Annotated in this window: 17 protein-coding genes; 9 read left to right on the forward strand and 8 right to left on the reverse strand. The window is 42.6% G+C overall.

Annotated elements, in window-relative coordinates; genetic code table 11:
* Window positions 1-2045 (reverse strand): AIR synthase related protein (locus ACEQZT_RS16015; RefSeq protein ID WP_370090481.1); only part of this gene is annotated, 2045 nt, incomplete at its 3' end.
* 2 nt (window positions 2046-2047) lie between these two features.
* On the opposite strand from ACEQZT_RS16015, the gene ACEQZT_RS16020 reads away from it, so the two are divergent.
* Genes ACEQZT_RS16020 through ACEQZT_RS16035 form a run of 4 tightly spaced genes read left to right on the forward strand, consistent with a single transcriptional unit; the run spans window position 2048 to window position 10423 of the window.
* Complete coding sequence (locus ACEQZT_RS16020) at window positions 2048-2293, forward strand: hypothetical protein (RefSeq protein ID WP_370090482.1); 246 nt, start codon at window positions 2048-2050, stop codon at window positions 2291-2293.
* 11 nt (window positions 2294-2304) lie between these two features.
* On the forward strand, window positions 2305-4725 hold the full coding sequence (locus ACEQZT_RS16025) for a tetratricopeptide repeat protein (protein ID WP_370090483.1): 2421 nt from the start codon (window positions 2305-2307) through the stop codon (window positions 4723-4725).
* 1 nt (window position 4726) lies between these two features.
* Window positions 4727-6883, forward strand: a complete 2157-nt coding sequence (locus ACEQZT_RS16030; RefSeq protein ID WP_370090484.1) for a tetratricopeptide repeat protein — start codon at window positions 4727-4729, stop codon at window positions 6881-6883.
* 30 nt (window positions 6884-6913) lie between these two features.
* Window positions 6914-10423, forward strand: a complete 3510-nt coding sequence (locus ACEQZT_RS16035; protein ID WP_370090485.1) for a T9SS type A sorting domain-containing protein — start codon at window positions 6914-6916, stop codon at window positions 10421-10423.
* Between the two features lie 55 nt (window positions 10424-10478).
* Here the strand turns inward: ACEQZT_RS16035 and ACEQZT_RS16040 are convergent, their stop codons facing one another.
* Complete coding sequence (locus ACEQZT_RS16040; RefSeq protein WP_370090486.1) at window positions 10479-12074, reverse strand: mechanosensitive ion channel family protein; 1596 nt, start codon at window positions 12072-12074, stop codon at window positions 10479-10481.
* 80 nt (window positions 12075-12154) lie between these two features.
* Between ACEQZT_RS16040 and ACEQZT_RS16045 the strand changes: the two genes are divergently transcribed.
* Window positions 12155-14200 (forward strand): M3 family metallopeptidase, encoded by a 2046-nt coding sequence (locus ACEQZT_RS16045; protein ID WP_370090487.1) that lies wholly within the window; start codon window positions 12155-12157, stop codon window positions 14198-14200.
* A 1-nt stretch (window position 14201) separates the two neighbouring features.
* On the opposite strand, the gene ACEQZT_RS16050 is transcribed toward ACEQZT_RS16045, so the two are convergent.
* On the reverse strand, window positions 14202-15200 hold the full coding sequence (locus tag ACEQZT_RS16050) for a hypothetical protein (RefSeq protein ID WP_370090488.1): 999 nt from the start codon (window positions 15198-15200) through the stop codon (window positions 14202-14204).
* A 431-nt stretch (window positions 15201-15631) separates the two neighbouring features.
* Between ACEQZT_RS16050 and ACEQZT_RS16055 the strand changes: the two genes are divergently transcribed.
* Window positions 15632-17038 (forward strand): MATE family efflux transporter, encoded by a 1407-nt coding sequence (locus tag ACEQZT_RS16055; RefSeq protein WP_370090489.1) that lies wholly within the window; start codon window positions 15632-15634, stop codon window positions 17036-17038.
* 4 nt (window positions 17039-17042) lie between these two features.
* Window positions 17043-17573, forward strand: coding sequence for a dihydrofolate reductase family protein (locus tag ACEQZT_RS16060; RefSeq protein WP_370090490.1), 531 nt, complete (start codon window positions 17043-17045; stop codon window positions 17571-17573).
* Here the strand turns inward: ACEQZT_RS16060 and ACEQZT_RS16065 are convergent.
* Complete coding sequence (locus tag ACEQZT_RS16065) at window positions 17570-20260, reverse strand: DUF3352 domain-containing protein (RefSeq protein WP_370090491.1); 2691 nt, start codon at window positions 20258-20260, stop codon at window positions 17570-17572. The genes ACEQZT_RS16060 and ACEQZT_RS16065 overlap by 4 nt on opposite strands.
* A 128-nt stretch (window positions 20261-20388) precedes the next feature.
* Here ACEQZT_RS16065 and ACEQZT_RS16070 point away from each other — a divergent pair, with 128 nt between their 5' ends.
* Window positions 20389-20820 (forward strand): MarR family winged helix-turn-helix transcriptional regulator, encoded by a 432-nt coding sequence (locus tag ACEQZT_RS16070; protein WP_370090492.1) that lies wholly within the window; start codon window positions 20389-20391, stop codon window positions 20818-20820.
* Here ACEQZT_RS16070 and ACEQZT_RS16075 read toward each other — a convergent pair.
* The gene (locus ACEQZT_RS16075) at window positions 20817-22115 is read right to left on the reverse strand and encodes an amino acid permease (RefSeq protein WP_370090493.1); all 1299 of its coding nucleotides are present in this window, start codon (window positions 22113-22115) and stop codon (window positions 20817-20819) included. The two genes, ACEQZT_RS16070 and ACEQZT_RS16075, sit on opposite strands and share 4 nt — an antisense overlap.
* 57 nt (window positions 22116-22172) lie before the next feature.
* On the opposite strand from ACEQZT_RS16075, the gene ACEQZT_RS16080 reads away from it, so the two are divergent.
* The gene (locus ACEQZT_RS16080; protein ID WP_370090494.1) at window positions 22173-23261 is read left to right on the forward strand and encodes an SRPBCC family protein; all 1089 of its coding nucleotides are present in this window, start codon (window positions 22173-22175) and stop codon (window positions 23259-23261) included.
* Window positions 23262-23582: 321 nt separating this feature from the next.
* Here ACEQZT_RS16080 and ACEQZT_RS16085 read toward each other — a convergent pair whose 3' ends face one another.
* The 3 genes from ACEQZT_RS16085 to hppD all read right to left on the reverse strand — a co-directional run bounded on the left by ACEQZT_RS16085 (window position 23583) and on the right by hppD (window position 26158).
* Window positions 23583-24197, reverse strand: a complete 615-nt coding sequence (locus tag ACEQZT_RS16085; protein ID WP_370090495.1) for an SUMF1/EgtB/PvdO family nonheme iron enzyme — start codon at window positions 24195-24197, stop codon at window positions 23583-23585.
* Window positions 24198-24932, reverse strand: a complete 735-nt coding sequence (locus tag ACEQZT_RS16090; RefSeq protein ID WP_370090496.1) for a hypothetical protein — start codon at window positions 24930-24932, stop codon at window positions 24198-24200.
* Between the two features lie 101 nt (window positions 24933-25033).
* The gene (gene hppD, locus ACEQZT_RS16095) at window positions 25034-26158 is read right to left on the reverse strand and encodes a 4-hydroxyphenylpyruvate dioxygenase (RefSeq protein WP_370090497.1); all 1125 of its coding nucleotides are present in this window, start codon (window positions 26156-26158) and stop codon (window positions 25034-25036) included.
* Between the last annotated feature and the right edge of the window lie 4 nt (window positions 26159-26162).

Below are 26162 nucleotides of genomic sequence, written 5' to 3' on the forward strand. Positions count from 1 at the left end.
GCGGACTGCTCGGGACCCAGCAGATAGACCACATCTCCGGCGTTCTGAAAATCGCTTGGTACTCGCTTACTCACCTCTGGGAGACATCCCACCGCGCTAATGAGAATCGTGCCAGGGATGGCGCGTCTGGTGCCGTCCGGCAGCTTGAATTCGTTGTTTAAACTGTCCTTACCGGAGACAAAAGGCGCCTTATGTAGCCGCGAACCTTCGGCGCAGGCCAGCACGCTCCGAGTGAGTTTGCCCAGACGGTCGGGCAGCTTTGGATTGCCCCAGCTGAAGTTATCGAGAAGCGAAATTCGAGCCGGGTCGGCGCCCGCGGCGACGATGTTGCGAATGGCCTCGTCGACAGCCGCCAGAGTACCCAGTCTCGGATCCAGCTCGGTGAGCCACGGGTTCAGACCACAACCCAGCACAACGGCTGGTGGGTCTTCCTGGTCTTGCCACTCGTAGGGCACGATCACCGACCCGTCGGAAGGCCCGCCCTGAGCGGTGAGCGGCTTCAGACTGGTGCCTCCCTGAACTTCGAAATCGTAATAGCGAAGCAGCGGCTCTCGGCTGCAGATATTAGGATCGGCGAGAAGCCGAAGCAACGCCTCCTCGGCAGAGACTTCAACCGGTCTTTGCTCGATAGAAGGACGGGACCATTCGGCTTTCAGGTGCCTTCTAGGCAGACCTCCGTGTAAGAAAGTGGTCTCCAGATCGGCAAAGCACTGCTCTCCGTGGAAAAGCTGGAGACGACCGTCGTTGCCGAAATGGCCGAGGTCGACACAGACCGTCTCGTATTCGGATGCCAGGAGCTTGAGTCTGGACCACTTTTCCGCGGGGACGGCGCAGACCATGCGTTCCTGAGCCTCGGAAAGCCATAACTCGCGCGGAGACAGACCGGGATACTTGGTAGGCACCCTCTCCAGGTGCACCACCGCTCCCAGTTCTTCGCCCATCTCGCCGATGGCTGACGCAAGGCCGCCCGCTCCGCAGTCCGTGACCGCGTTGTAAAGCCCCTCGGAGTGCGCTCGAAGGAGCAGATCGCTTGCCACTTTCTCGGCGATCGGATGACCGATCTGCACAGCCGTTCCACACTCCTGGGCGGTGGTCGTATCCATCTCCAGTGAACTGAAAGTGGCCCCTCCCAATCCGTCGCGTCCGGTTTTCCCCCCGATCAAGACGATCCGGTCACCGTCTTTTATTTCGGTAGGCCGCGGCCCGTGAGGTAAGATTCCGAGGCATCCCGCATACACCAGCGGATTGGCCAAATAGCCTTCGTGAAAGTAGACGCCTCCGGCCACGGTGGGGATCCCCATCTTGTTGCCGTAGTCTGCGATGCCTTTCACCACTCCCGTCATCACTTGCTTGGGAGGCAAGGAACCTTCAGGCGCAGTCGATTCGAGAGGGCCGAAACAGAGCACGTCCCAATTGGCGAAAGGCCGGGCGCTCACCCCGAGGATGTCGCGAATCACACCACCCACGCCGGTGTTGGCCCCTCCAAAAGGCTCCAGAGCCGACGGGTGGTTGTGGGTCTCCGCCTTGATAGCGATATCCCACCCCGGTGTGTAGTTGACGATGCCCGCGTTGTCTACGAAGGCGGAAACGACCCAGTCCAGATTCAACTCCTCGGTAGCCCGGCGCAGAATCGGAAGTAGACCGTCCACGGACCGAGTCTCACCTTCCTCGGTGTACTCGATGGAGGCTCGAAAGGTCTTGTGTACGCAATGCTCGCTCCAAGTCTGGGCAAAAGTCTCTAGCTCGCAGCGAGTGGGCTCTTTTCCGAGAGCGCGATAGTAGCTCTGGAGAGCTTCCATCTCCTTGGAATCGAGGGCCAGCCTTAAATCTTCAGACAGGCTCACCAGTTCGGCCGTGGTGAGCTTCCCTAATGCCACCGGCTCCGGTTGAGCCGGTTTCTCTAGATTGATGATAAAAGGGGCAGGCAGAGGCTGGTCGATCCGATACGTCTCTATGACCTCATTCGCCAACTCTCGAGCCACAAAGCTTTCCAGTTGCTCTTTGGAGACCGGGCTACCAAACCGAAAACAGTAGCGAAACGACAATTGTGAACTTACGAACTAGAAGGGTCGAGGGCTTACTAGAGTATAAGAATGCAGTGAAGGAGTTGTATGATGTACATATACTACCAGGCATTATGCGTCCCAACATTCTGAATACGTTGGGAGATTTGCATACCCGGGCCATCATCACTCCAAAACGCATATTCTGGCAAGAAGCGCCTGAGAAAAAACAAGAAGGTCCTTACGCAAATAGTGAGGTGGCCGCAACTGCCGGGGAGAGTCCAAGCTAACTTCAAAAAAAATGAATAAAGTAAGCATCAATACTTACTATCAAACTGCTTTGGATTTGCACAAGTCAGGGAAACTGCGTGAAGCAAGAAAACTTTATGCTGATATACTTCGACTAAAGCCCAAGCACCTGGAAAGCATTTACATGATTGGTCAGTCCTTTTATCAGGAAGCTAAGTATGAACAAGCATTGACCCACTATGACAAAGGGTTGGATATCTCCCCAAATCATATTGATTTCTCCCTTCAGAAAGGAAGAGCTCTAATAAAGGTCGGAGCTCTGGAAGAGGCAAAAAAATGCTTTGATTCGCTCGTAGAAAAGAATAGGGATAACCCCAAGATACTATTTCATGCAGCTCGTAATTTAAAAGAACTAGGACAGTTTAGGGAAGCCGCCGAGCTTTATAAAAAGGTAATTGATCTAAAACCAGATCATAAACAGGCTATAAACAACCTTGGGAATTTGTATCAGCAAGTATATGATTATGAGCGATCTCTTGCTTGCTATGAAAAATTGATAGAGATAGATCGATCCTTTGCGATGGCATATTGCAATAAGGCAGGATTAATTCAAAAACTAGGTAAGCTTGATGAGGCTGAAAATCTATATAAGCAAACACTTGAATTAGAGCCAAATAACGCAATGGCTATTTACAATTTAGGTGTAATCGAGAGCTCACGACATAACTATAAAAAGGCTTTAGAGTTTCTGAAAAAGGCTATTGAGTTAGCGCCAAATAATGAAAAGTATTTAAGTACATACGCCTCTACTCTTTATAATGAAGGAAGTAAGAATGAAGGCCTTGAAATTCTAAAAAGGTTAATCGAATCGGGCACACGAAACGAAGAGCCATTCTTGAAGTTGGGGAGGATCTTCATGCAAAATTTTGAGTTCAATAGGTTCTTAAAATTGATGATTCCTTATCTAGAAGTAAATCCATATGCCTGGGAGTCAACATTTCTAACAGGGGCTGTCCTGGATTTTGCTCAACGCTTAGATGAAGCGGAATCATATTTAAAAAGGGTAGATAAGCACCCAGAATACGCTCTAAGGGCTAATATGACCTTACAATTGCTGTACTCTAAAATGGGTAGAGTTGATAAGTATGAGGAAATGCACAAAAGAGTCTCCCACCTACTGCAACAGTTTGTGGCCAGCGATCGGAAAGACGATGAGATTCCAGTTTACAATTTAGCCTATTATCCCTTTGAATTAGAACTAGCCTCCAAAGTCACTAAGAAATACACGGATAGCCTAATCAAAAGAGTAACTCCGCTAAGAAATAAGCTTGCCTTCACTTATCAGTCTAAAAAGAGCCGGATTAAAATTGGATATCTGTCACCTAATTTCAGAATGCACCCCGATGCAATGCTGGCAAAGGATTTATTTAAGTATCACGACAGGGAAAAATTTGAAGTCCATGCGTACAGTTTGAGAAAATCAGATGATGAAATAGGCAAAGAAATAAGAAACAATGCTGATCAATTTGTTGATTTGGATGACATGAAAATTGAGGATGCTGCAAAGCGAATCAATGAAGATGGAATTAATATTCTAATAAGCCTGTCAGGTTATAATTTTGGAATGAAGATGGAAATTCCCGCCCTTCGTCCCGCCCCGGTTCAGGCAATCTATATGGGCTACAACGAAACCTTGCAATCTGATTTCTTTGATTATGCTTTTGGAGATGAAGTAGCATTTACCGATAAAAACAGAAAATATTTTAGTGAGTCAATTGCAATGCTTCCTCCTAGCTATTTCTTGAATGCTGAGATGACTCCTTCTCAAAAAGAAATCACTCGAAAAGACTATAATCTTCCTAAGGACAAATTAGTATTTGGTTGTTTAAATCACCCCAGAAAATTGAGTCATTGGGTGGTAGATGCCTGGCTTCAGATTTTAAGAAATGTTCCCAATTCTGTATTATGGCTTTATGATGCTGGTCAGGCCAGTGTTAGAGACAACCTCATGAAGATTGCGTCTGCAAAAGGGATAGAATCAGATAGAATAATTTTTTGTGGTAAAGAACCCTACAGAGAACACTATCGTCGAATGGAATTGATTGATTTATTTGTAGATACTCCGGTTTATAACGGTCATACTACATGTCTCGAAGCGCTTTGGATGAGTGTGCCCGTTTTAACAATCCAGGGTGAGTCGGTTAGTTCCAGGTTATGCAGCTCATTCTTGACAGCTATGAACATGCCAGATATGATTGCTCAAAGCATGGAGGATTATGTGAATAAAGCCATTGAAATTTCGTCCGATAGCAAGAAACTTGAGATCCTGAAAAAACGGGTGCAGAAAGCACGAAAAACTTCTGAATTGTTCGAAACTGCAAAGTTGGTTGGGAGGCTTGAATCATCCTACGAACAAATGTGGACCCTTTATGAAAAAGGCGAAAAGCCAAGGGATATTAAAGTAGACATTTAGAATGGATGCGGAAGAATACATTGGTAGAGTGAGGAGGCTGTCTCAAGAGTTCTTGGATGGAAAATATGATAAGATAATTAAGGAGGCTCCCGAGTTATGCAATGCAAGACCGGAAAGGGTGGGAGCATATCTGGTTTTAGCACAAACTTTGCTCCGAAAAGGAGATGCAGAAGAAGCCTCTCAGATTTTAGAAAAAGCTGCTTCACATTGTCCTGATCCCGCAATTGAGATCAACCTTGCAATTATTTATGTCAAGCTGGAGAAGATCAAAGAAGCAGATAAGCTTTTTACAAAAATTCAATCTTCAGGTATTAAAGTCTCTAACCCTAAGTATTGGTTTAACTACGCTAGAAATAGCGTTAGACTTGGAAAGTTTAAAGAAGCAATCCGCCTCTACCAGAAGTGTCTTAAACTTAAGCCTGATCACAAAGCTGCCTTAAATAATCTTGCAAACATTTATCAAAAACGAGAGGACTTTAAGAAGGCTGAGGAATATTATAAAATCTTGCTTTCACACTATCCTCAAGAGGGGATGGGATATAGCAATCTGGCAGGACTATATGAACGAAAAAAAGAAACCAACAGTGCAATTGAGTACTATGAAAAGGCCATTAAAATAGAGCCCACTCTTTCAATTGCATATTACAACCTTGGTCAACTTTTAGCCAATGAGAAAGGCGACCACTTGGGAGCCTTAAAAATATTTGAAGAGGGTCTTAAACGAGGTGATGGTACTTATCAAAGTGGTATAAGGCTCTACCAGATAATAGCCAGACAGCACTTGGTTGATTGGACTCATTACGAAGAAGATGTAGCTGATTTGAATAAAATCATTGAGGAATATCTGCATTCAGAAAACCCGATTTTTGAAATTGTACCTTATGCCCTTAGTTATTCAAAAGTGGAGCCGAATCTCTACACCAAGGTGGCGGAAAAATACGCTTCTAAGATCCAAAAAAACATATCTCAGCAGTTTCCAAATATTTCTTACGACCACTCCATTTCCGAAAATAAAATCAAGATTGGATACTATTCCCCTAATTTCAGACAACATCCGGGTGGGACATTAGTGCGTGAATTATTTGATTATCATGATAATAGTCGATTTGAAATTCATGCATTTTCGTTAGTTCATACAGATGATTTTATTAATAAAGAGATTCGGGATTCAGTAGATTATTACCATGATGTTTCAAGCTTCACTTCTTTGGAAATCGCCAACTTAATAAATCGAACAGGAATTGATATTCTTGTTGCTCTGGCCGGATATAATAGCTCTATGAAGTTTGATGTTTTAGCTCTTAGGCCGGCACCTATTCAAATGGTTATGGTTGGTTCGCATGAGACTACCGGAGCAGATTTTGTTGACTATGTATTTTCTGACGAGTTCATGCTTGACGATCAGCTTAGGCAAAACTTTCATGAGAGCGTGATCTCGCTCCCTTGCTCCCTTTTAGTCAACAGTTCTTTTCCTTTGGATAAAACGATTTCAACCAATAGATCGGATCACAATCTACCAGAAAAGGTATTTGTCTTTGCCAATTTTAACCATCCTAAAAAGCTCGACCCGGATACATTTGATGCCTGGATGAAAATCCTTCAGAATGTGCCAAAATCTGTGCTTTGGCTATATGGAGCAGGCCAGGATTCGTTAGCAAAAACACTCACAGAAAGATCTCTTGGTTATCAGATTGAGCCCGAGCGGTTGATTTTTGCTAAACCATTGTCCATTCATCAGCATTGGGAAAGGTTAAAACACGCAGATCTTTTTTTGGATAATTTCACCTACAATGCCCATGTGACAGGGATCGAAGCACTAAGAATGGGCGTGCCTATGGTGACGCTCAAAGGACACAATCATAATAGTCGATTGAGCTCCAGTTTGCTAAAGTATTGTGGACTGGAAAAGTTTATTTCTCTCACTAAGAATGACTATATTACACTGTCATCGCAACTTGCAACCCGTGCCGCCGAATTGGGAGAAGTAAGAGAAAAGCTGCAACGTGCTGATAATGTGATGCTTTTCGATACAGAACTTCAGGTTAGATATCTGGAGAAAGCATATCTTAAAGCATTACTAAAATTCAAAAAGGGCTTAGTGCCGCAGGATTTTGAAGTTGGATCTGCTCTTGATTTGAATTCTTTTAGAAGTGATTGATTTGATTTTAAAATAAACCGTACCACTACCATGAACAACTTTTACTCTCGTTCGTTAAACGCCGCAAAAGAAAAATATTATAAGTTCAGGCGAAGACTTGAAAAGAAAATTAATTCAGGTGAGTTTAATTCACTTCCGAGAAGAAAGAAGAATCAACTTATTTACAGGGTTGAAAAATATAAGTCGAGACTAGAAAAACTTGGATTCTCAATGAAAGGAACAGCTGTTGCAGGATCTGTAGCAGCTATGGCAGCTATTCCTTCAATAGGAAATGCACAGTCCATTGATCCAAAATTCTTCCAGAAAACAGATTTCTCGTTCTCATCCATTGGTACAAATAATGGACAAGCAGCCAATCTAGATTTGGATGCTGATTTAGAAATAATTGCATCAAGTGGATCTCAGGGGTATGTAATCAATGGAAATGCAAACGATGGGTTCATTGGTACATCTCAAATGGGATTATCTGGGCTTTCCGATGACTTTGTTATTGGAGACATTGATGGAGATGATTTTCCTGATGTTGTTTTTGAGTATAATGGAAATATTAGGTGGGCCAAAAACAATGGAAGTGGAGCATTTGACACCTCCTATCAGACAGTAGCGTCTGGCGCATTTACTTCAGATTTAGAAATTGCAGATTTTGATAGTGACGGAGACAATGATATAGTGTGGGCCACAGGAGGGTCTTATGTTCACGCAGTGGAAAATATAGGTGGAGGATCTTTTGCTCCTGCTACAACCATTCTTTCGCTGGGAGGTGAAGAAACAATTACCCATATAGAACTTGCTGACTTGGACAAAGATGGGGACATGGATTTGGTTTCATCCCGTCAGATGTATGACTTTTATTACAATGCTGAACTTTCTATTGGACCTTACACTTACAACTACGACATAGTAGAAGTAAGAAATAATACAGCTGGTGGTGAATCAATACCTGTTTTTGATGATTCGGAAATTATACGGGATGAAAGGTCATTCTCTTCTTACATCTCATCTTTAGATTTAGTTGATCTCGATGATGATGGTGATTTAGATGTAGTTTCATCTTTTGAGTATTACTATAGTGGGGATTATGAAGTGAATATCAATGTTCAGTTGGGTAATCATGCTACTGACAATCCCGCTTTTGACTTTTTAGGTGAGGAAACATTTGAATGGACATACTTTAGTGACCTTTTGATTTCCGATGTGGATCAAGATGGTGACAAGGATATCATATTTGCTAATGAATATTATAGTCCATACCTGATATCTGTTGGAGCTTCTCAGTTAAAAACTAGTTCGCTGAACTACAGGCAAGCAATCCCACTTGGTGATTTCTCTTCATCTGGAGGTGATTTTATTTTAGGTGATTTTGATGGTGATGGGATTGATGATTTGATTGTGGAAAATGGTTCAGTCTCTTTGTATTTAAATGTGTTTCCTCCATTTCCTGTCTTGAAAGGAGATATGGTGGTTAACGAAGGTCTGACCGAAGGGAGTGTCATAGCCAGGCTAGAGACAACTGGACAAACAGTTAGTTCAGCAGTTTTGGATGGTGATGATGCCGCAATGTTTAGTTTCAGCACAAGCACCAACGAATTGACCATTACTGAAGATCTGGACTATGAAACCCACGGTGGATCGCTTGACTTTTCTTTAACAGTGACTGTAGATGGTGTTACAGAAACAATTGAACGATCTCTGACCATTGTGAATATGCCTGAAAAAGGGCATGGCACAATTAGTGAAGAGCCAATTCAGTTATTTGGGAATCAAAATGTCAATAAATTCAAATTCTCAGATGTTGATAATGATGGTGACATGGATTTGATAACTGCCACGAAGTATGCGCCAGAATTGATTGATAGGAGTGCATTAGCAGGAGGATATCCTAATACCGTTTGGAAACAATTAGGAGGAGGAGTATTTACTCAGGAGTCAATCTACGAGCTAGATTATGGAATTGATGCATTTGTGATGGCAGATGTTGATCAGGATGGTGATGAGGATTTGGTAGCTTCAGCTGATTTTTCTTCATTTCCAAAATATGCATTCAAATCTACGACTAGGGCGGCTTCTTCTGGTGATTTTAAACTGTTGAGCAATAATGAGGGGTATTTTTATTTTGATAATTTAGGTTTTACTGGAGAAGCGGAGATGGAAGCAGATCAAATGATCGTTGCTGATATTGATGGAGACGGACTTGATGATTTGATTATAATTGACAATGGAGATGTTTATGCTATGAAAGGCATTGAAGGAGGGTTTGCCAATACTAATTATGAATTCCGATATCAGTACTTTGATGCCCTTCAAATAATTGCTGGTGATTTTGATGGGGACGATATTGATGATGTTTTAATGCTGAATGAAGAAGGGAGCAGCCTCATTACATATGGTAGAGAGGGGTTATTCGAGGGTGGTGAAGCAAATTATTCTTATGTCTTTGATTCAGAAAGTTTCAATGTAACCGCTTCTGTAGGTGATATTGATGGAGATGGAATGCTGGATGTACTTGTTACCAATGAAGAAGGAACAAATATTTATATAAATGAAGGTGGAGAGTTCTCTAATATTGGACTAATTAATGAGTCTACTTATACGGAAGGTACAAGTACTTCAGGATCTATTGAATCAAATGTGATTGCAACCAAACTTGGCGACCTGGATGGAGATGAGGACTTAGATTTAGCATCAATCATGTTAACGACTGAGGATAATCCGGAAGGGCCTCCTTCTTATAACATGGAGTTAATTACTTCTTTGAATGATGGTGATGGAAACTTTGAAGAAGGCCAGCGCTTCATGGTAAATACTGCACCAGATTTGTTTAGTGGTTATTCTAAATATCTGTTGGATATGGTTGACGTTGATAATGACGGTGATATGGATGTCATTATAAGCGGTAGTGATTATAGTTTTGATGAGGAAGCAGATTATCTGTCAGGATTGTTGGTGTTTAAAAACCAAAATGCTGCACCAACTGGAATCGAGCTGTCAATCAGCGCTGTTGCTGAGGGAACGGCAATTGGATCTTCAGTAGGAGAACTGTCAGTAATTGACCCAAACATTAATGATACGCATGTTTTGTTCATGACAGCAGGTGATGGTACAAATGATGCCGACAACAGTAAGTTTGTGATTGATGGAAATCAACTCCTTGTCATTAAAGAGATTGACCTGGATGAAGGGGATGAGTTGAATATTCATGTAAAGGCAATTGATGAATATGGTGCATCAGTAACTGCACCATTCACTCTAACTGTTAATGAAAAAGTCTTAGGGCTTGATGAGAATAATGATCAGCTTGTCCTTTATCCTAATCCTGGTGCTGACATGATGGATATATCAGTTAATCAACCAATGACAGGAGATGCTGAGATTAGAATTTCTGATTTAAATGGACGTGAAATCTACAGTGAACTTTACAAAGTTTCAGGAGAATCCTTAAACACAAAAGTAGACATGAGTAATCACAGACCAGGCATCTACATTGTTGAGATAACTGCTGGAGATCAGACCTTCAAGCAACGCTGGATTAAGAAAGATTAATTTAAATAGTACTTAATTGAAAAGGGCGAGCTGAATCTCAGTTCGCCCTTTTTTATCACCCCTTCTTCATAAAACTCTGAAGCTTCATTTCAGCCTCCTGACTTGATAAGTAGGAAGGAGAAAGTGATGGTTGACCCGGTAGATTTTCGATGTGAAGTGTTTGAGTGGGGAATGCGAAATTCACTCCGAGTTCCTTACCCAGCCTCACAATATCCATCAAAATTTCATGTCGGCATTTCAGCTCTTCTCCCCAGGTGGGCACATTAAAGAAAATGTAGAACATGATGTTGAGGGAGCTGGACGCCATCTCATTAAAATACACATGGTAGTTATCCTTCCATGTATGCGGGTGCTTCTCCACGATCTCACGCAAACCCTTCACAAACACTTCGATCATCTCAGGAGGAGTGTCATACGTGATAGAGATTTGTGTGTTAAATCGCCTGTATTTTCTCAATCCATGATTGTCAATGGTATTGTCAGCAAGTTTGCTATTAGGAACATAGATCAGTGAATTTCTAAACGTCCTAATTCGCGAAGACCTGAACCCTACTTCCTCTACTGTTCCATCCACATCATTTGAAGTGATCCAGTCACCAACCTGAAATGGCTTATCTACAAAGATCATCACCGAACCAAAAAAGTTTTTTATGGTGTCCTGGGCAGCCAAAGCAAACGCCAGACCTCCAATAGACAGACCAGTAAGCAATGGAAGGATGGGAACATCCAGGTTGTCCAGAATGAGCAAGGTTCCAATGATAATCACGAAGGTCTTTAGCGTCTTCCTGAGAAGTGGCACTAGCTGATCATCGAGCGTGCTCTCTGTTTTTTGTGCTAGTCGAGCTAAAAAAATGCTTAGAATGTTTACAAAACGGTAAGTGATCACCGTGCCAAACAGCGGCAGCATTACGTGCAAAATGATGTTCACATATTTAGAATATGTGATAGGCAGTTGAAGAGCCGGAGTAAACAAGATCAACAGCATCACAATGATGAATACACTCGTTGGTCTTGCCAGCTGCCATAGATACTTTTCTGATGCGTCACCGGAATATCCAATTCGCTTTACAATGCGGCTAAAGATTCGCTCGGTAATAAATGAAAAGATCTTATAAACAAGGGTACTAATTAGCGCAAGGATGAAAATAGCAATGTACTGGTAGGTATACAGACCAAATGTTTTTTTGGTACCTAGTTTGGGAAGAAGGTTGATGAGTTTTCCTGTCCCTAATCGAAATGTTTCTTTGTAGAGCACATCAATTTTATCGATGCTGCTATCAGAGAAATACCAGTTGTTGTTTTCTGCTTTTAGTAGAAATATGGAAGGATAATCATCGAGCAGTACGTACTTGTTTTTGTTGGTTGCCGAGTCCTGATAACTTTTTGTTTTGGGAATCTCATCCATATAGATGAAAAGCCCCCTTCCGTCCAACACTCTTTTAAGTTTTGTTGCAGCATTTTTAGCAACCTCCATCGACCTCTCGGAAGGATTAAAAGGCAAGGCTGCAAGTGAGTCATTGTAATGGTCATCCTGAAGATTTGAAAGGAAAGTCTTGATTGAAGATTGAGGATTGGACAAATCCACAAAATTTTCTTGAGCGTTTAATTGCCCCGCTAGAATGAAAAAAAGAAGTACAGAAAACAATCTCATATCTTATCGGTTTTGTCGCAAAAGTAATCTTCATAGACGACTACCTTTGCCGTCTGATAAACTAAAAACTGTACATCAAAATGTCCAACCCTCTTTTAATTGACTTCAATACTCCATTCGAGCTGCCTCCATTTTCAAAAATATCTACCGAGCACTATGAGGAGGCCATCGATCAGGCTTTAGAGGAAGCCAAGGATGAGATTCAGAAAATTTTGGATAATACCGATGAACCGGATTTCACCAACGTGATTGAGGCATTGGAGCAAAGTGGGCAAAAATTGCAACGCAATACTTCGATCCTATTCAATCTAAACTCGGCAGAGACCAACGATCAAATTCAAAAAATTGCACAACAGGTTTCACCCAAGCTTTCGGCTTTCAGTAGTGAGGTAAAGCAGAACGAGGCACTATTTGCGAAGGTAAAAAAGGTATATAAAGAAAGAGAGTCACTAAATCTAAATGCCGAGCAGGAGAAGCTGCTTTGGGAAACATATATCGACTTTGTCAGAAGAGGTGTAGAGCTGGAAGGTGACAAGAAAGAACGATTCAAAGAAATAAGTATTGAGCTGTCGAAGTTATCCCTAACCTATTCGGAAAATGTGCTTGCCGAGACTAATCAATTTGAGCTGGTCATTACTGACGAGAGTGACCTATCAGGTATACCAGCCGATGTAAGAGAACGGGCAAAAGAGCTTGCAACAAAGAAAGGGAAAGCGGGTTCGTGGATATTCACTCTGCAAGCTCCCAGCTATATCCCTTTTATGGAATACGCAGACAATCGTGAGCTTCGGGAGAAAATGTACAGGGCATACATGTGTAAGTGTCTTAAAGGAGATAGGTATGATAATCAGGAAATCGTGCTTAAAACTATACGACTCAAAGCAGAGCTTGCTTCTCTTCTTGGCTATCCAACTTTTGCCCACTATGTGTTGGAGCAACGGATGGCTGAATCTCCAGATAAGGTGATGACTTTCCTCAATGATCTTTTAGAGAAGAGTTTACCGAAAGCAAAAGAAGAAGTAGAGGAGATCAAAGAGTTCATTAAATCGAGAGGTGAGGATATTGAGCTGCAGCGATGGGATTGGGCGTACTATTCTGAGAAACTGAGAAAGCAGAAGTATGAGTTGGATGATGAGTTAGTCAAACCTTATTTCAAGCTTGAGAATGTAATCGAAGGTGTTTTTGAAACGGCGGAACGACTGTACGATATCACGTTTAAGTCAAATAGCGACTTACCGGTTTATCACGAGGATGTTAAGGCTTATGAGGTATTGAATAAAGAAGGAGAGGTGATCTCAATTTTCCTTGCGGATTTTTTCCCAAGAGACGGGAAACGAGGAGGAGCATGGATGACATCCTTTCGAGATCAGGCTAAAAGAGATGGCGAACGAATCATACCTCAGGTAAGCATCGTTTGCAACTTTACTCCATCGTCTTCCAACCACCCGTCTTTGTTGAAATTTGATGAAGTAACCACGCTCTTTCATGAATTTGGTCATGCCCTCCATGGCATGCTGGCGGATACTACTTACCAGAGTTTGTCCGGCACGAGTGTGTATTGGGATTTTGTGGAACTACCATCTCAGATAATGGAGAACTGGTGCTATGAGAAAGAATGCCTCAATCTATTCGCAAGACATTATCAAACGGGAGAGTTGATCCCGGAGGAGTTGATAACCCGAATCAAAGACGCCTCAACGTACCACGAAGCTTATGCTACGGTACGTCAGCTAAGCTTTGGCTTGCTGGATATGGCGTGGCATAGCCTTTCTCTCGAGGAAGCTTCAAAGATTAGCAGCGTTCCGGCTTTTGAGGATTCAGCTTTTGCGAAAACGGAATTATTCCCAAAAGTGGAGAACACCAATATGAGTGTTCAATTCAGTCACATTTTTGCAGGAGGATATGCTGCAGGATACTACAGCTATAAATGGGCTGAAGTATTGGACGCAGATGGATTTTCATTATTTCAGGAAAAAGGTGTTTTTGATAAAGAAACAGCCAATTCATTCAAAAATAATATCCTGAGTAGAGGAGGGACTGCCCACCCGATGGAGCTTTACAAAAAGTTTAGAGGCAGTGAGCCTTCACCAGAGCCTTTATTAAGGAGAGCAGGATTGATAAAGTAGTCTACAGGTACTCGATTTTTGAATCGATGGACTTATTCATCCCATCAAGATCCTTTTTCAGGTCGGTGATGAGTTGATCAAGCGCACGCTTTAGTTTCTGTATTTCACTTTGTTTCTCTGGTCTTCCACCGAAAACACGATCTTTTTCGGAGGGGGAGAGCATGCTGTTAAAGTAGTTGACATCTGTGGCAAGCTTATTTAAAAGTTGTGCCACTTTAGGTAAAAGCGAGAGAACCTTGTTTGGATCAACTGTAAGGTCAACCTCAGGTATGTTGTAAAGGATGGCGTTGATTTCAGAATCTTTCAGATCTATTTTCTCATCAGAGTCAGCTCTGAGGGTCTTAAGCAACCTACTCATGCACTTAAGGTTGCCGTTGGTATGCTGGTCGCGTGCATTGATCCGGGCGATATTGAGGAAAGGCAGGTATTTCTTTACCTTCTTCTTTGCGAAATCAAACTCGCAGATACCACGATAAATTTCATTTTTAGTTTTCACGTACTCAGCGCTATTGACCCACATCGAAGGAAGTATGTCAATTTCACAGGTTGGCTTAAGGGCGGTAATTCGAATCCTGGTTTTGTCGCTGTAATCGACAGACTTGAAAGTTGGATCCTTGGAGAGAACGTCAAGCATGTCACTCGCAAGTGTCTGCATATCAAGGTGAGGCTTATTGGAAACCACCTTTTTTATGACAATGATCTCAACGTCACCGTAAAGTAGAATATTAGTAAATGTCTTTAGTGCGCCCTGATAGCGATAATCAACGTCGTATCCCTTCTTTTTAAGGGTCTTGCTTATCACCTCATGAATACGACGAGAGTTTGCATATACCTTGTATGCATAAGATGGATCTATTTCCACCATGGACTCCAGAGTGTAGCGAATGCAATCCGAATAACCTGACTGATTAAAAGCATCAGAAAGTACAGGTTCGCGAAGTGCTTCGTCATACCTTCTTCCTTTCAGGTTTTCTACGAGTAGGCTGTAGTCGTGCTCCATTGGGGTGCCAAAATAATCAATTATATAGATATGAATTGTATTTTTAGAAGATTATCGTTCGAAATCTATTCTTGTTAGACTAAAATTGACGTGAAGTTTAGATACAATAAATGATCTTTTCTGATGTGTTTAAATATGAAAAGGACCTTCTAAAATATTGATGTCGTATAAGTATATGCTCGAAGACGATTTTGAAGGAAACAAAGATTTTTACTTTTTTGTATAAAAAATCCGGGGAGGTAGATCGATTAAATTGAAAAAACTCGCTACAATTGCATTATTATGATTCTTCTTACTGAGATTGTACGAACCACGCCCTCTCGCATCAGAGGGTAACCCCAAGGCTGGGTAATCTCACTATTCATTTTCTTTTTTAAAATTTCCTAAGCTGCACAACTGAAGCAGCTAATCACATTTAATTTCTTTTAGAAATGACGAAAGAATCATTCTCTATATCAAGAGTTTTTAGACTCTTTGTTTCCGCCTTGAGAGGAGAGGAAACTGAATTTACCACTGGCAGTATCAATCGTGCCATTGTTTTGCTTTCTATTCCCATGATTGCTGAGATGATCGGTGAATCACTTTTTGCAATTGTGGATATGATATTCGTTTCACGGATCAGTGTAAACGCTATTGCTACCGTTGCTTTGACGGAAACACCGCTCATGATTATTTATTCGCTTGCGGTAGGTCTCAGCATGGCAGCTACAGCTATTGTGGCGCGTAGAGTTGGAGAAAAACGACTTGTACGTGCAGCGGATGCAGGCTTTCAGGCCATAGTTATTTCCATTGTTATCGGGATAGTTTTTGGAGTTACCGGGTTCGTTTTTGCCGATGATATTCTAGCCCTCATGGGAGGGGAGACTGGTTTAATTTCAGAGGGCGTAGGCTATACAAAAATCATGTATGCCGGAAACCTCAGTATCATTCTCATCTTCTTGATCAATGGGATATTTAGGGGAGCAGGCAATGCTTCTATAGCAATGAAGTCGCTTTTGCTGGCCAACCTGCTGAATATGATCCTTGATCCAATTTTCATATTTGGATTGGGTCCGATTCCTGCCATGGGCATTGAAGGAGCTGCAATTGCAACCACTACCGGACGATCGGTTGGGGTTATATACCAATTGGTTCACCTATTCAATGGGAGCTCGATTATCCGATTGACGATCAAAAACTTTGTCATTCGGATAAAGACGGTGATTGAAATTATCAAAATTGGCTCTGCAGGTATAGGTCAGTTTCTTGTTGAAACATTGAGCTGGCTGTTTCTGGTAAGAATTGTAGCCGAGTTTGGAACGGAGGCTGTAGCGGGCTATCAGCTCGCATTCCGTGTGATCGTTTTCACATTATTACCTTCATGGGGGATGGCCAATGCGGCAGCTACGCTCGTAGGACAAAACCTTGGGGCTAAGCAACCTGACAGGGCGGAAACTTCTGTTTGGCGTACAGCCAAATGGAATACGATCTTCTTGATTTGCGTAGCAATACTTTTCTCGATTTTCTCGCATGAGGTGCTGGCCATTTTTGATCAATCAGGGGTGGTTCTGAACACCGCAATCCAGGCATTGAGGATTATATGCTTTGGGTACATATTTTTCGCTTATGGGATGGTTATCGGTCAGGCATTTAATGGCGCTGGGGATACCTATACACCACTGTGGATCAATATGGTCGTATTTTGGGCGATACAAATTCCTTTGGCCTATGTCTTGTCAATCATGTATGATTGGGGACCTAATGGAGTGTTTTTCTGTATCGCTTTTTGTCATAGCTTGTACGCTGTGATTGCTATTGTCCTTTTTAAAAGAGGAAAGTGGAAAACCATTGAAGTGTAGGCATATGAGAAAAATCATTTACTATGTAGCTACTTCTTTGGATGGTTTCATTGCCGGTCGGGATAATGATGTCAGCTTGTTTGCCTCCGATGGAGAAATTGTGGATCAATACCTGTATGATCTTCAGTCTTTTGATACGGTAATCATGGGCAGAAATACCTACGAGTTTGGTTATCAATATGGCTTGAAACCGGGTGATCCTGCTTATCCGCATATGGAGCACTACATTTTTTCCAATAGCCTGTCATTCGATTCTCAAAGTGATCAGGTTACTGTGCTGCCCCGTGATATTGAGAAATTGAAAGCACTAAAGAGTGAGGTTGGAAGTGATATCTACCTGTGTGGGGGTGGCACATTTGCGGGATGGCTCCTGGAAAATGGAATGATCGATGAAGTGAAGCTGAAAGTCAACCCCATCATTTTGGGTGATGGGGTGAAGCTCTTTGGAGATCAAAGAGCTTCATGCAAGCTCAGGGTGATGTATAATCAAACCTTTGACGATGGTTTTCAGATAATCACCTATCAGGTGATTTAGTACTTAAAAGTATAGAGTTCCAGGCTGGAGCCCCAAGTGGTATAAACCTGGAACTCTTTTTTTGCGCTGGAGTAGATGAGACTTACTTCATGCTCTGAGTTCAGAGGATTTCCGGTCACGAGGTTGCCTGTCTTATCATAGATGTAAAGGCTCTTGTTTGCCGTATCTGTGAATATGACCAGATCCTTGCCCGCACCAAACTGGTAGAACTGGATCAGTATAGGCCACTGCGACAGGTAATCTTTCTTAAAGAGTAGATTTCCTGTATCATCCAGCACCTGATAGCTGCTCCCTTCTTTTCGGATGATGATGAATGAATCTCCTCCTGTGTCCGGAATCAGTTGAAAGCTTGCGTCAGCACTAGTTTTGATAAGTTGATCACGTTTGATCACGTCACCTTCAAGATTGATCTCGGTTAACTCTCCACCTTTCGATATCACACTAAGCGCAGAGTTGCCCAGAGTGTTTGATGACCGGAGGAAGTAGTTTTTGCTTAGCAACTGCTTGGTATCAAATGGGAATCCTTTCATGTGACTTCCTCTTCGGTTCATTACATTGATAATTCCGTTTTCATGAAGAGAAATCATCACATCGGTTCGGCCCATCCTTGCATGACTCAGTGGCTGTAGAGCATTTCTAGTGAGCTTTCTGGGAGACCAGCCATCCAATACTTTCAAGTCTTTATCGGTGAGAAAAACGTCTCCATCTGTATTAGTGATAGCTATGCGATAATTTCTGCTTAGGTCATAGTCTATCAGGTTGATGTGCTCAATTTTCACATTTCCCGGGAGCTTTTTAGGGAAGTCAGGTATATATGTGCCTGTGCGGTCAATGATGTGCACTTCGTTTTCTGTTGCGAAAATGTGCTGGATCTTCCCATTCTTGTAATAGTCAATTGGGTATACACTTCCTTTTATGACACCCTCTACATTTTGAGACCAAAGTGCATTTTGATTAGGGTCCAGGTAATAAACTGTGTTGGTACTGTCCTGCAGTACTATGTCAAAATCTTTGTGCGCATGAGTCCTGACCAGAAAAGGTTTGGACGTAATAGTGCTGATAAATCTCACCCCATTTTCAGCACTGGTCTTGGGAATGTTCCTGGGTTTCTTATCAGGCTGAGTAAAAGTGTAATTGGTAAAATACCTGCCATCGAGGTAGCTATACTGAAAAGCCGCCATTTCAATGGACTTGTAGTATGTGCTGTTCTTAGCAAAGTGCTCTGACCAGCCGGGCTTCAGGTTGCCCAAGATGGATTTCCAGGCTCGGGGAATATTCACAAACAAGCTTACGTTTGCTGCATTGTTTGACCGTTCCAGGAAGTTATTCATGGAAATCGATTTGCCCCAGGTATCTTCATTTTGAATGGAAGTGATTAGGTTTTTTAGCTCCTGCAGGTCATTGGAGAAAATGAGATAGTTGCGATAGTTGATGTAAAAACACTGCTCAAAATCATAACCTGCCTCCCCCAAAATGGTTGATGGGAAATTGCTAATCGGGAGGAAACGGATTTCATTGTCACTGTATGGCTCTGAGTACACCGAATCCCCTCGTGCCAGCGCTATCCGCTGAGTCAGCTGCTCGAAAAATGCCAACGACTCCTGAGCATCTTTCACTTCCATAATCATAAGCTTTTGCTTGTCGCGCGCTCGGGGTGACTCCAGGTTTGCAATCCCAATCTCATTGTCCACCAGATCCAAAACCTGATCCGCATTAAAGTCATAGACCGATTTAAGAGAGTCGTGGTAGCTTTTGATCGATGGAAATCGAGAACGCAAAAACGTAATCTGTTTGTCCTTCCAGCTTTGCATTTCAGATGAGGTTATGTGAAGAAACCATGCTGTATTTTCCGGAACGATCTCCGCCATCTCGAATGTTGCAGGTTGGCTTGTATGCGTGGCTATCCAGTCGTTTTTAGCATAGGAAAACCCGGAAAGCTGAATAAAGGAGGAGTCCATCATTATTTCATAGTTGCCTGCAACCAATGGAAAGTTTGTTTTTAAAGAAGCAAAGGCTTCTATCACAGATCCGGCATTTTCATAGTTGATGAAGAAAGATGTCAGTCCTTTGGCTCCTGTCTCCTTTAGCTGAGCGTACTTCTCTCTGAAAGCAGGCAGTTCATCTTCACTGATCACACGGATTGCGTCCTCCACCAGATAAGGTGTGAAACTGGCCAGGAAGAAGTTTTTGTAGAAAATGTAGGTTAGTGTTCTGACTCCATCACTTACCTCACTGATTTTGAAATCATTGTAGTTTCTCGTTTTGAGCCTGTAACCAGCCTCTTTCATTCTCCCTACCGCAGCACTGGCAAACGTATTTTGCGAAATGTTCTGCAACTCTACGATAAACAGAAAATCAACACCTTCGCTTGATACCTTGTGCATAGATGTAAGTACCGGAGTGTCTTTGAAAATGGCAGTAAAGCCGCCATCACCATTGATGGAATCCAGGAAGCTTAACCCCCGATTTAGATTATCAAATCCGGAAGATTTGGATAGGGTCTGCCATGCTGAAAAAGTTTGAAAGTAAGTTAGGTCCTGAGTTAACTCACTCTCTATCACCAGAGCCGCATCTGCGGGTACGAAGCTCCAGGTGGTGAGGTTGGAGTGTTTCACCCATTTTTCGTATGTAAAGTATCCCGCTCCGATCAGGAGTAAAACAGCTATTGTGATTAAAACTTTTTTCAAGTCAAATGGTTGATTTCTTCAAAAATAACTTAGTTATTGACCAAATAGTACCTATCCAATTCTTTGTCTCGCTTTTTTTATTAGCGGTATCAATTTATAGGTGAAATAATTACATAAATTAGCTGTACATGGCTGACTACAAAGAGATTGGATCGTACATTGACAGGACATATAAGGTTGTAAGACAGGATCTCATCAATAGATTCAAACAGCGTGGGATCAATGTTACACCTGAGCAGTGGGTGATCCTTAACAAGTTATCTGAAAAAGACATGTTTCAGACGGATCTTGCCAGCATGAGTTTTAGAGATAAGCCTACGGTTTCCCGTATCGTTGATCTGCTGGTGAAAAAAGGCTATGCGCAGAGAAAGCGGGATCGGTATGACGGACGCAAGTTTCATATTTCGATAACGGTCAAAGGAAACAATGTTGTAAAAAGAGCCCTGCCAGCGGTTGAGGAGTCCCGAAAGCTGGGTTGGACGAATCTTTCTGAGCAGGAATACGAAACGCTGATCAGCATTCTTGATAAAGTATTCACGAACTATTCCGAACGAGATTAATTGCTCTTTTTGAGCTGCATCCAGACATACAGTGGAATCCCTGCTATCAATAGTATAAATCCCCAGTAGACAATCTCTACACCTGAACCGGCAATGGCCCAAATGGAAAACAAAAATGCGATGGAGGCTAAAGTTGCTTTCCTTTTAAATCCTTTTTCCAATTTTTCATTAGCACCAACTACAAGCACATAACTTACCGAAGTAAAGAGGTAGGCCATCAGTGCCGTCATGCTGGCCAGCAGGAGTATAAACTGGAAAGCTTTGATCAGGCCTTCGGAATAGTTCATCACAATCAGGATTGAAATCAAAACACTTGAAAGGATGATGCTCAATGCAGGCACCCCGTTATTGTTTTCTTTCGCGAAAATGGGAGGGAAAAGCTTGTCTCTGGAAATGGCAGCTGGAATCTGTCCCTGAATCAAGATCCATCCATTCAGAGCTCCAAGAGTAGAAACTACCGCCCCGAATGCCACCAGGTTCTCTGCCCACGACCCCCACATCACAGCCGCAGCATCTGAAAAAGGAGCTTGTGAATACTGCAATTCTTCCGCAGGAATAATCCCCATCAGCGATGTGGTACCCAGAATATAGACTACTGCTGCTACCCCAAGCCCAAAATAGGTGGATCGGGGGATTGTACGCTCCGGGTTTTCAATATCTCCCGAGGGAATCGTGGCGCATTCAATTCCCATGTAGGCAAAAAGGGTAAGGGTGGCAGTGGCTGTCATGGCCTGAAAATCAGAAACACCACTGATGTTGAACAACGTGAAGTTTTCGAGTTTTACGTAAAACATTCCAACAAGCCCGATTGCCAGTAGAGGAGTGATTTTAAGGATGGTAGTCACAAGGGAAAACACAGCAGCCTCTCTTATTCCACGCGTGTTGAGCCAAACTATGGCCCATACAATACCCAATCCCGTGGCTACAGCAAGCGTGGTATCTGTTTGGAGCACCGGAAAGAATACCCCCAGATAGCCAATCAGTGCTATGGTGATGGCTGCATTGGTACACCAGACAGATATCCAATACCCCCACGCCACGAGGAATCCGGCAAAATCTCCAAGACCTTTTCTCGAATAGACGTAAGGCCCCCCTGAGGTTCCCGGGAGGATTTTGCTAAACTCGATGAAGACAAAAGCCAGCGAGGCGGCACCAAACGCTGAGATAACCCAGCCGAAAATACTGACGCTACCGTATGAAGCCAGCACCGAGGGGAGAAGAAAGATACCTGAGCCAATCATATTACCGGCTACCAGCGATGAGCTGGTCCAGAATCCTAGCTTTTTTCTACTCATGTGGTTTGAATGGTAAGGCCGTGTAAAATTGGTATTTTTGAAAGATAGCTGAAATAAATGAGCACACCCAAGTACACCATCAATTCGGACATCTCAAAAGCGGAAACCCTGCCGGCTTCCTTTTACCAGGACCAGTCCACCTTCGATCAGATCAGGGAAAAAGTATTCTATAAATCGTGGCAGTGGATAGGGGATGAAAATCTGGTGAAGCTCCCAAGGCAGACGTACCCGTTTGTCATGCTGGAAGGCTACCTGACCGAACCAATGGTACTGACCAAAGATGAGGCAGGGGGAATCCATTGCCTCAGCAATGTATGCACACACAGAGGGAACCTGGTTGCTCAAAATCCCGGCAGTCAGCGAAAGCTGATGTGCATGTATCACGGCCGTAAGTTTGGATTGGATGGCTCATTTGAATCCATGCCTGAGTTTAAAGAAGCCAAAGACTTTCCCAGGGAATGCGAAGACTTGCATCGGTTTGATACGGCAAAGTGGGGACCGATGCTGTTTGCCAAAATGGGAGGAGAGGTTGATTTTGAAAAAGTCATTGCTGAGATGAATCAGTATGTTGGGTTCCTGCCACTTGCTAAGTTTGTGCATAGCGAAACACAATCCAAAGATTACCTGGTCAATGCACACTGGGCGCTGTATTGTGATAACTATTTAGAAGGGTTTCACATCCCTTTTGTGCATAGCGATCTGAATGAAGCGCTTGACTATGGAAGTTATGAGACCATCCTTCACGATCACTTCAATGTACAGGTGGGCTATTCTGAGGGAGCGGAGGATATCTTTGATCTTCCTGCTGGCCACATCCATCACGGTAAGCGCGTGGCGGCCTATTACTTCTGGGTGTTCCCCAATATGATGTTCAACTTCTATCCATGGGGCTTGTCCGTCAATATTGTGCGTCCGCTTTCACCCAACCAGACCAAAGTCTCTTTCCTTTCTTACATCTATGACGAATCCAAGCTTCACAAAGGCGCGGGAGCCTTGCTGGACAAGGTGGAGCGCGAAGATGAATTTGTAGTGGAGGGCGTCCACAAAGGACTCAAATCCAACTACTATAAAGCCGGTCGATTTTCCCCCAAGCGTGAAACTGGGGTGCACCAGTTTCATGGGATGCTGGCGAAGTGTTTGGGATAATGATAGGATAAATATTCCTAGAACGTCATTCCGGCCTTGTGCCGGAATCTTCTACGCATTTATAAATACTGTGATTTAACCATCCCCGTTGCAAACGAGGACGAGTGGGGGATTGATAAATCAAAAACCTCAATTGAAGCGAATTATAAAGGTTTTTTAGGGTTCTCCAGTAACAACGCTTCCATACGTTCAAATGGTAGTGTGCATTCGATCGAATGGTAGTGTCCATTTGAACGGATGGAGGCGTCCATACTTAATATACGAAGTGGGAGAGTGAAACAAGGAAGGACTATTTAGTTAAAATAGGAACGAATTGTTTTTTCAATCAACAACACTAAAGCCAATATGAATATTTCCGGTCTCCTTATCAACATATAGTGTTCGATCTTTTTTGGTTCCATCGCAGGTGGTTGGTGAACATAAATATGAGCCTCCGGCAAGCCTGATCATACCTTCTTTTGTGGTAGTTGTGATGTCCCAGACATTGCCAAGCACATTTACATGCTTCGCCTCAGAAATGGGTTGTTTATCACCTGAATTAATTCTTCGGTTATCTTCTTTGACTAAAAGCCAATATTCATCATAGTTTGGAAGCTTTCGGCCGGACCACTTACAATATGCCCTGGCATCATTGTAGCTTATTTGCGTCACGGGAAATGCTTTTGATTTCGGTTCATTAAAGCCATCAGGCTTTCTCCATGTTGCACCTTCTACTTTCCTGAAATTATATACATCAACCTGGACTATTGACCAGCCGTATTTTTCAGCATCCGTCACGTACCCTGTTTCATTAATGAATGTTTCAAATTGTTCAATCGTAACTGTTCTAAGTCTGTTGGTTTCACTGCACGAAAATTGAATGGACAGGCATATTATTGTTGGAAGTAGGTATTTAATATGACCATTCTGACTGGTGAACTTCTGAAATAATTCCATCTAATCTGATATTGCTATTCGAGTTGTAACTCCTAAAAGAATACTGAATCCGGACAAGTCCAGATTTCCCTTATGAATAGGAACAATAAAATTATCTCTGCCTAAATCAACTTCATTATAAGGAGAAGGAGTTGGTTCCCCAATATCTGAATAAAGCCAATTGTACTCACTTTTGACTGCTATAGATAAATTGTTGTTTATTGATTTGGATAAGACTAATGATACATTGTAACCTAAATCAATGTCCTCATATTTGGAGTCATATTGTGTTGAAATCCAGTTTTCACTGTTTTGATCATATGTCAATTTAGCACCTTCTTGGTTGGCCACTGCATAATGTAATAGAAGGCCTACTCCACATCTTAATTCCATATCCTTATTAAGCATCAACCTATAAGATGGTGAAATAAAATAGGTGGAATAGTTGAGGTTTACCCCATACTTTATTCGGGGATCTACATGTTCTATCCACCCAAATTGATTTGTGACATGGTGAAACTTGAAACCAGATTGAATAAATAAATTACTTTCAGATTTTAAGTAAATATTTGCTGAAAGTTCTGCGGAAAAAGCATTCCTAATGGGGTTCATATCCAAAATATCCTCCCATTCATTGATAGGGTCAATATTCATAAATTGATTTCCAATGAATAGGTTTAATTCTTTGATTTGGGCATTCGCATTAAAGCCTAGCAAAAGACCTAGCGAAATGAGAATGTTTATAATGTTTTTCAAGAATTCTAGGTTTCCTTCAAATATACCTGTTTAATCATTTACGCATAAAAAAAGGAACCCTCTAAGGTTCCTCTTTTCAGCGTGATTAGTAGTGATTGATTTTATAATGTGCCTCGCAGCTCTTGCTCTCGCTCCAGTGCTTCAAACAGAGCCTTGAAGTTTCCTTTTCCGAAGGAGGTAGCTCCCTTTCGCTGGATGATCTCAAAGAACATGGTAGGACGTGCCTGCACCGTCTTAGTAAAGATTTGTAGCAGGTAGCCTTCATCGTCACGGTCTACCAGAATACCCAGAGGTCTCAGGGCGTCTATGTCTTCATCTATTTTTCCTACACGCTCTGTCAGCACATCATAGTAGGTGTCTGGCACCTGAAGAAATTCTACGCCTCTGTTTTTAAGATCAGTTACCGTCTGGATGATATTGTCAGTAGCCACGGCAATGTGCTGCACTCCAGCACCTTCATAAAACTCCAGATATTCATCTACTTGTGATTTTTTCAGTCCAGCCGCCGGCTCATTGATAGGGAATTTGATCCTTCCATTGCCATTGCTCATCACCTTGCTCATGAGTGCCGTGTATTTTGTGGAAATGTCTTTGTCATCGAAAGACATGATCTGCTTAAAGCCCATCACTTCTTCATAGAACTTCACATACTTATCCATGTCGCCAAGTTCTACGTTACCCACCATGTGGTCTACATATTTCAATCCAACCGGCTTAGGGTTGTATTCGGTTTTCCATTCCCGATAGCCCGGAAGGAAAATACCATTGTAATCTTTTCTTTCGATGAAAATATGCACCACTTCACCGTACGTATGGATTCCTGACTGTACCACTTTTCCATGCTTGTCTTCAATGGTATTTGGTTCCATGAAGGACTTAGCGCCTCTTTTCACGGCCTCATTGTAGGCATGGGTCGCATCGTCCACCCATAGTGCCGTTACTTTTACTCCATCGCCATGTTTGTCAATGTGTTGACCAATTGCGGTACCACTTCTTAGCGGTGAGGTCAGAACCAATCTGATTTTGTCCTGAACAACCACATAAGACTCCCGGTCTTTGATCCCTGTTTCCAGACCGGCGTAAGCAAGCGATTGGAATCCAAATGCTGACTTGTAAAAGTGTGCGGCTTGCTTGGCATTGCTCACATATAGTTCAAGATAGTCCGTGCCATTGATTGGCATGAAGTCCTTTTCTTGTGCATCGGGTGCTAGTGCAGTGCGTTCCATGATC

Origin of the sequence: Ekhidna sp., from assembly GCF_964218185.1 — a bacterium.
GTDB lineage: Bacteria > Bacteroidota > Bacteroidia > Cytophagales > Cyclobacteriaceae > Ekhidna.

What these genes read in the sequence shown, in the direction of transcription:
- ACEQZT_RS16025 (WP_370090483.1), top strand. Translation starts at nt 2,305, where the DNA reads ATGAATAAAGTAAGCATCAATACTTACTATCAAACTGCTTTGGATTTG.
- ACEQZT_RS16030 (WP_370090484.1), top strand. Translation starts at nt 4,727, where the DNA reads ATGGATGCGGAAGAATACATTGGTAGAGTGAGGAGGCTGTCTCAAGAG.
- ACEQZT_RS16035 (WP_370090485.1), top strand. Translation starts at nt 6,914, where the DNA reads ATGAACAACTTTTACTCTCGTTCGTTAAACGCCGCAAAAGAAAAATAT.
- ACEQZT_RS16040 (WP_370090486.1), bottom strand. Translation starts at nt 12,074, where the DNA reads ATGAGATTGTTTTCTGTACTTCTTTTTTTCATTCTAGCGGGGCAATTA.
- ACEQZT_RS16045 (WP_370090487.1), top strand. Translation starts at nt 12,155, where the DNA reads ATGTCCAACCCTCTTTTAATTGACTTCAATACTCCATTCGAGCTGCCT.
- ACEQZT_RS16050 (WP_370090488.1), bottom strand. Translation starts at nt 15,200, where the DNA reads ATGGAGCACGACTACAGCCTACTCGTAGAAAACCTGAAAGGAAGAAGG.
- ACEQZT_RS16055 (WP_370090489.1), top strand. Translation starts at nt 15,632, where the DNA reads ATGACGAAAGAATCATTCTCTATATCAAGAGTTTTTAGACTCTTTGTT.
- ACEQZT_RS16060 (WP_370090490.1), top strand. Translation starts at nt 17,043, where the DNA reads ATGAGAAAAATCATTTACTATGTAGCTACTTCTTTGGATGGTTTCATT.
- ACEQZT_RS16070 (WP_370090492.1), top strand. Translation starts at nt 20,389, where the DNA reads ATGGCTGACTACAAAGAGATTGGATCGTACATTGACAGGACATATAAG.
- ACEQZT_RS16075 (WP_370090493.1), bottom strand. Translation starts at nt 22,115, where the DNA reads ATGAGTAGAAAAAAGCTAGGATTCTGGACCAGCTCATCGCTGGTAGCC.
- ACEQZT_RS16080 (WP_370090494.1), top strand. Translation starts at nt 22,173, where the DNA reads ATGAGCACACCCAAGTACACCATCAATTCGGACATCTCAAAAGCGGAA.
- ACEQZT_RS16085 (WP_370090495.1), bottom strand. Translation starts at nt 24,197, where the DNA reads ATGGAATTATTTCAGAAGTTCACCAGTCAGAATGGTCATATTAAATAC.
- hppD (WP_370090497.1), bottom strand. Translation starts at nt 26,158, where the DNA reads ATGGAACGCACTGCACTAGCACCCGATGCACAAGAAAAGGACTTCATG.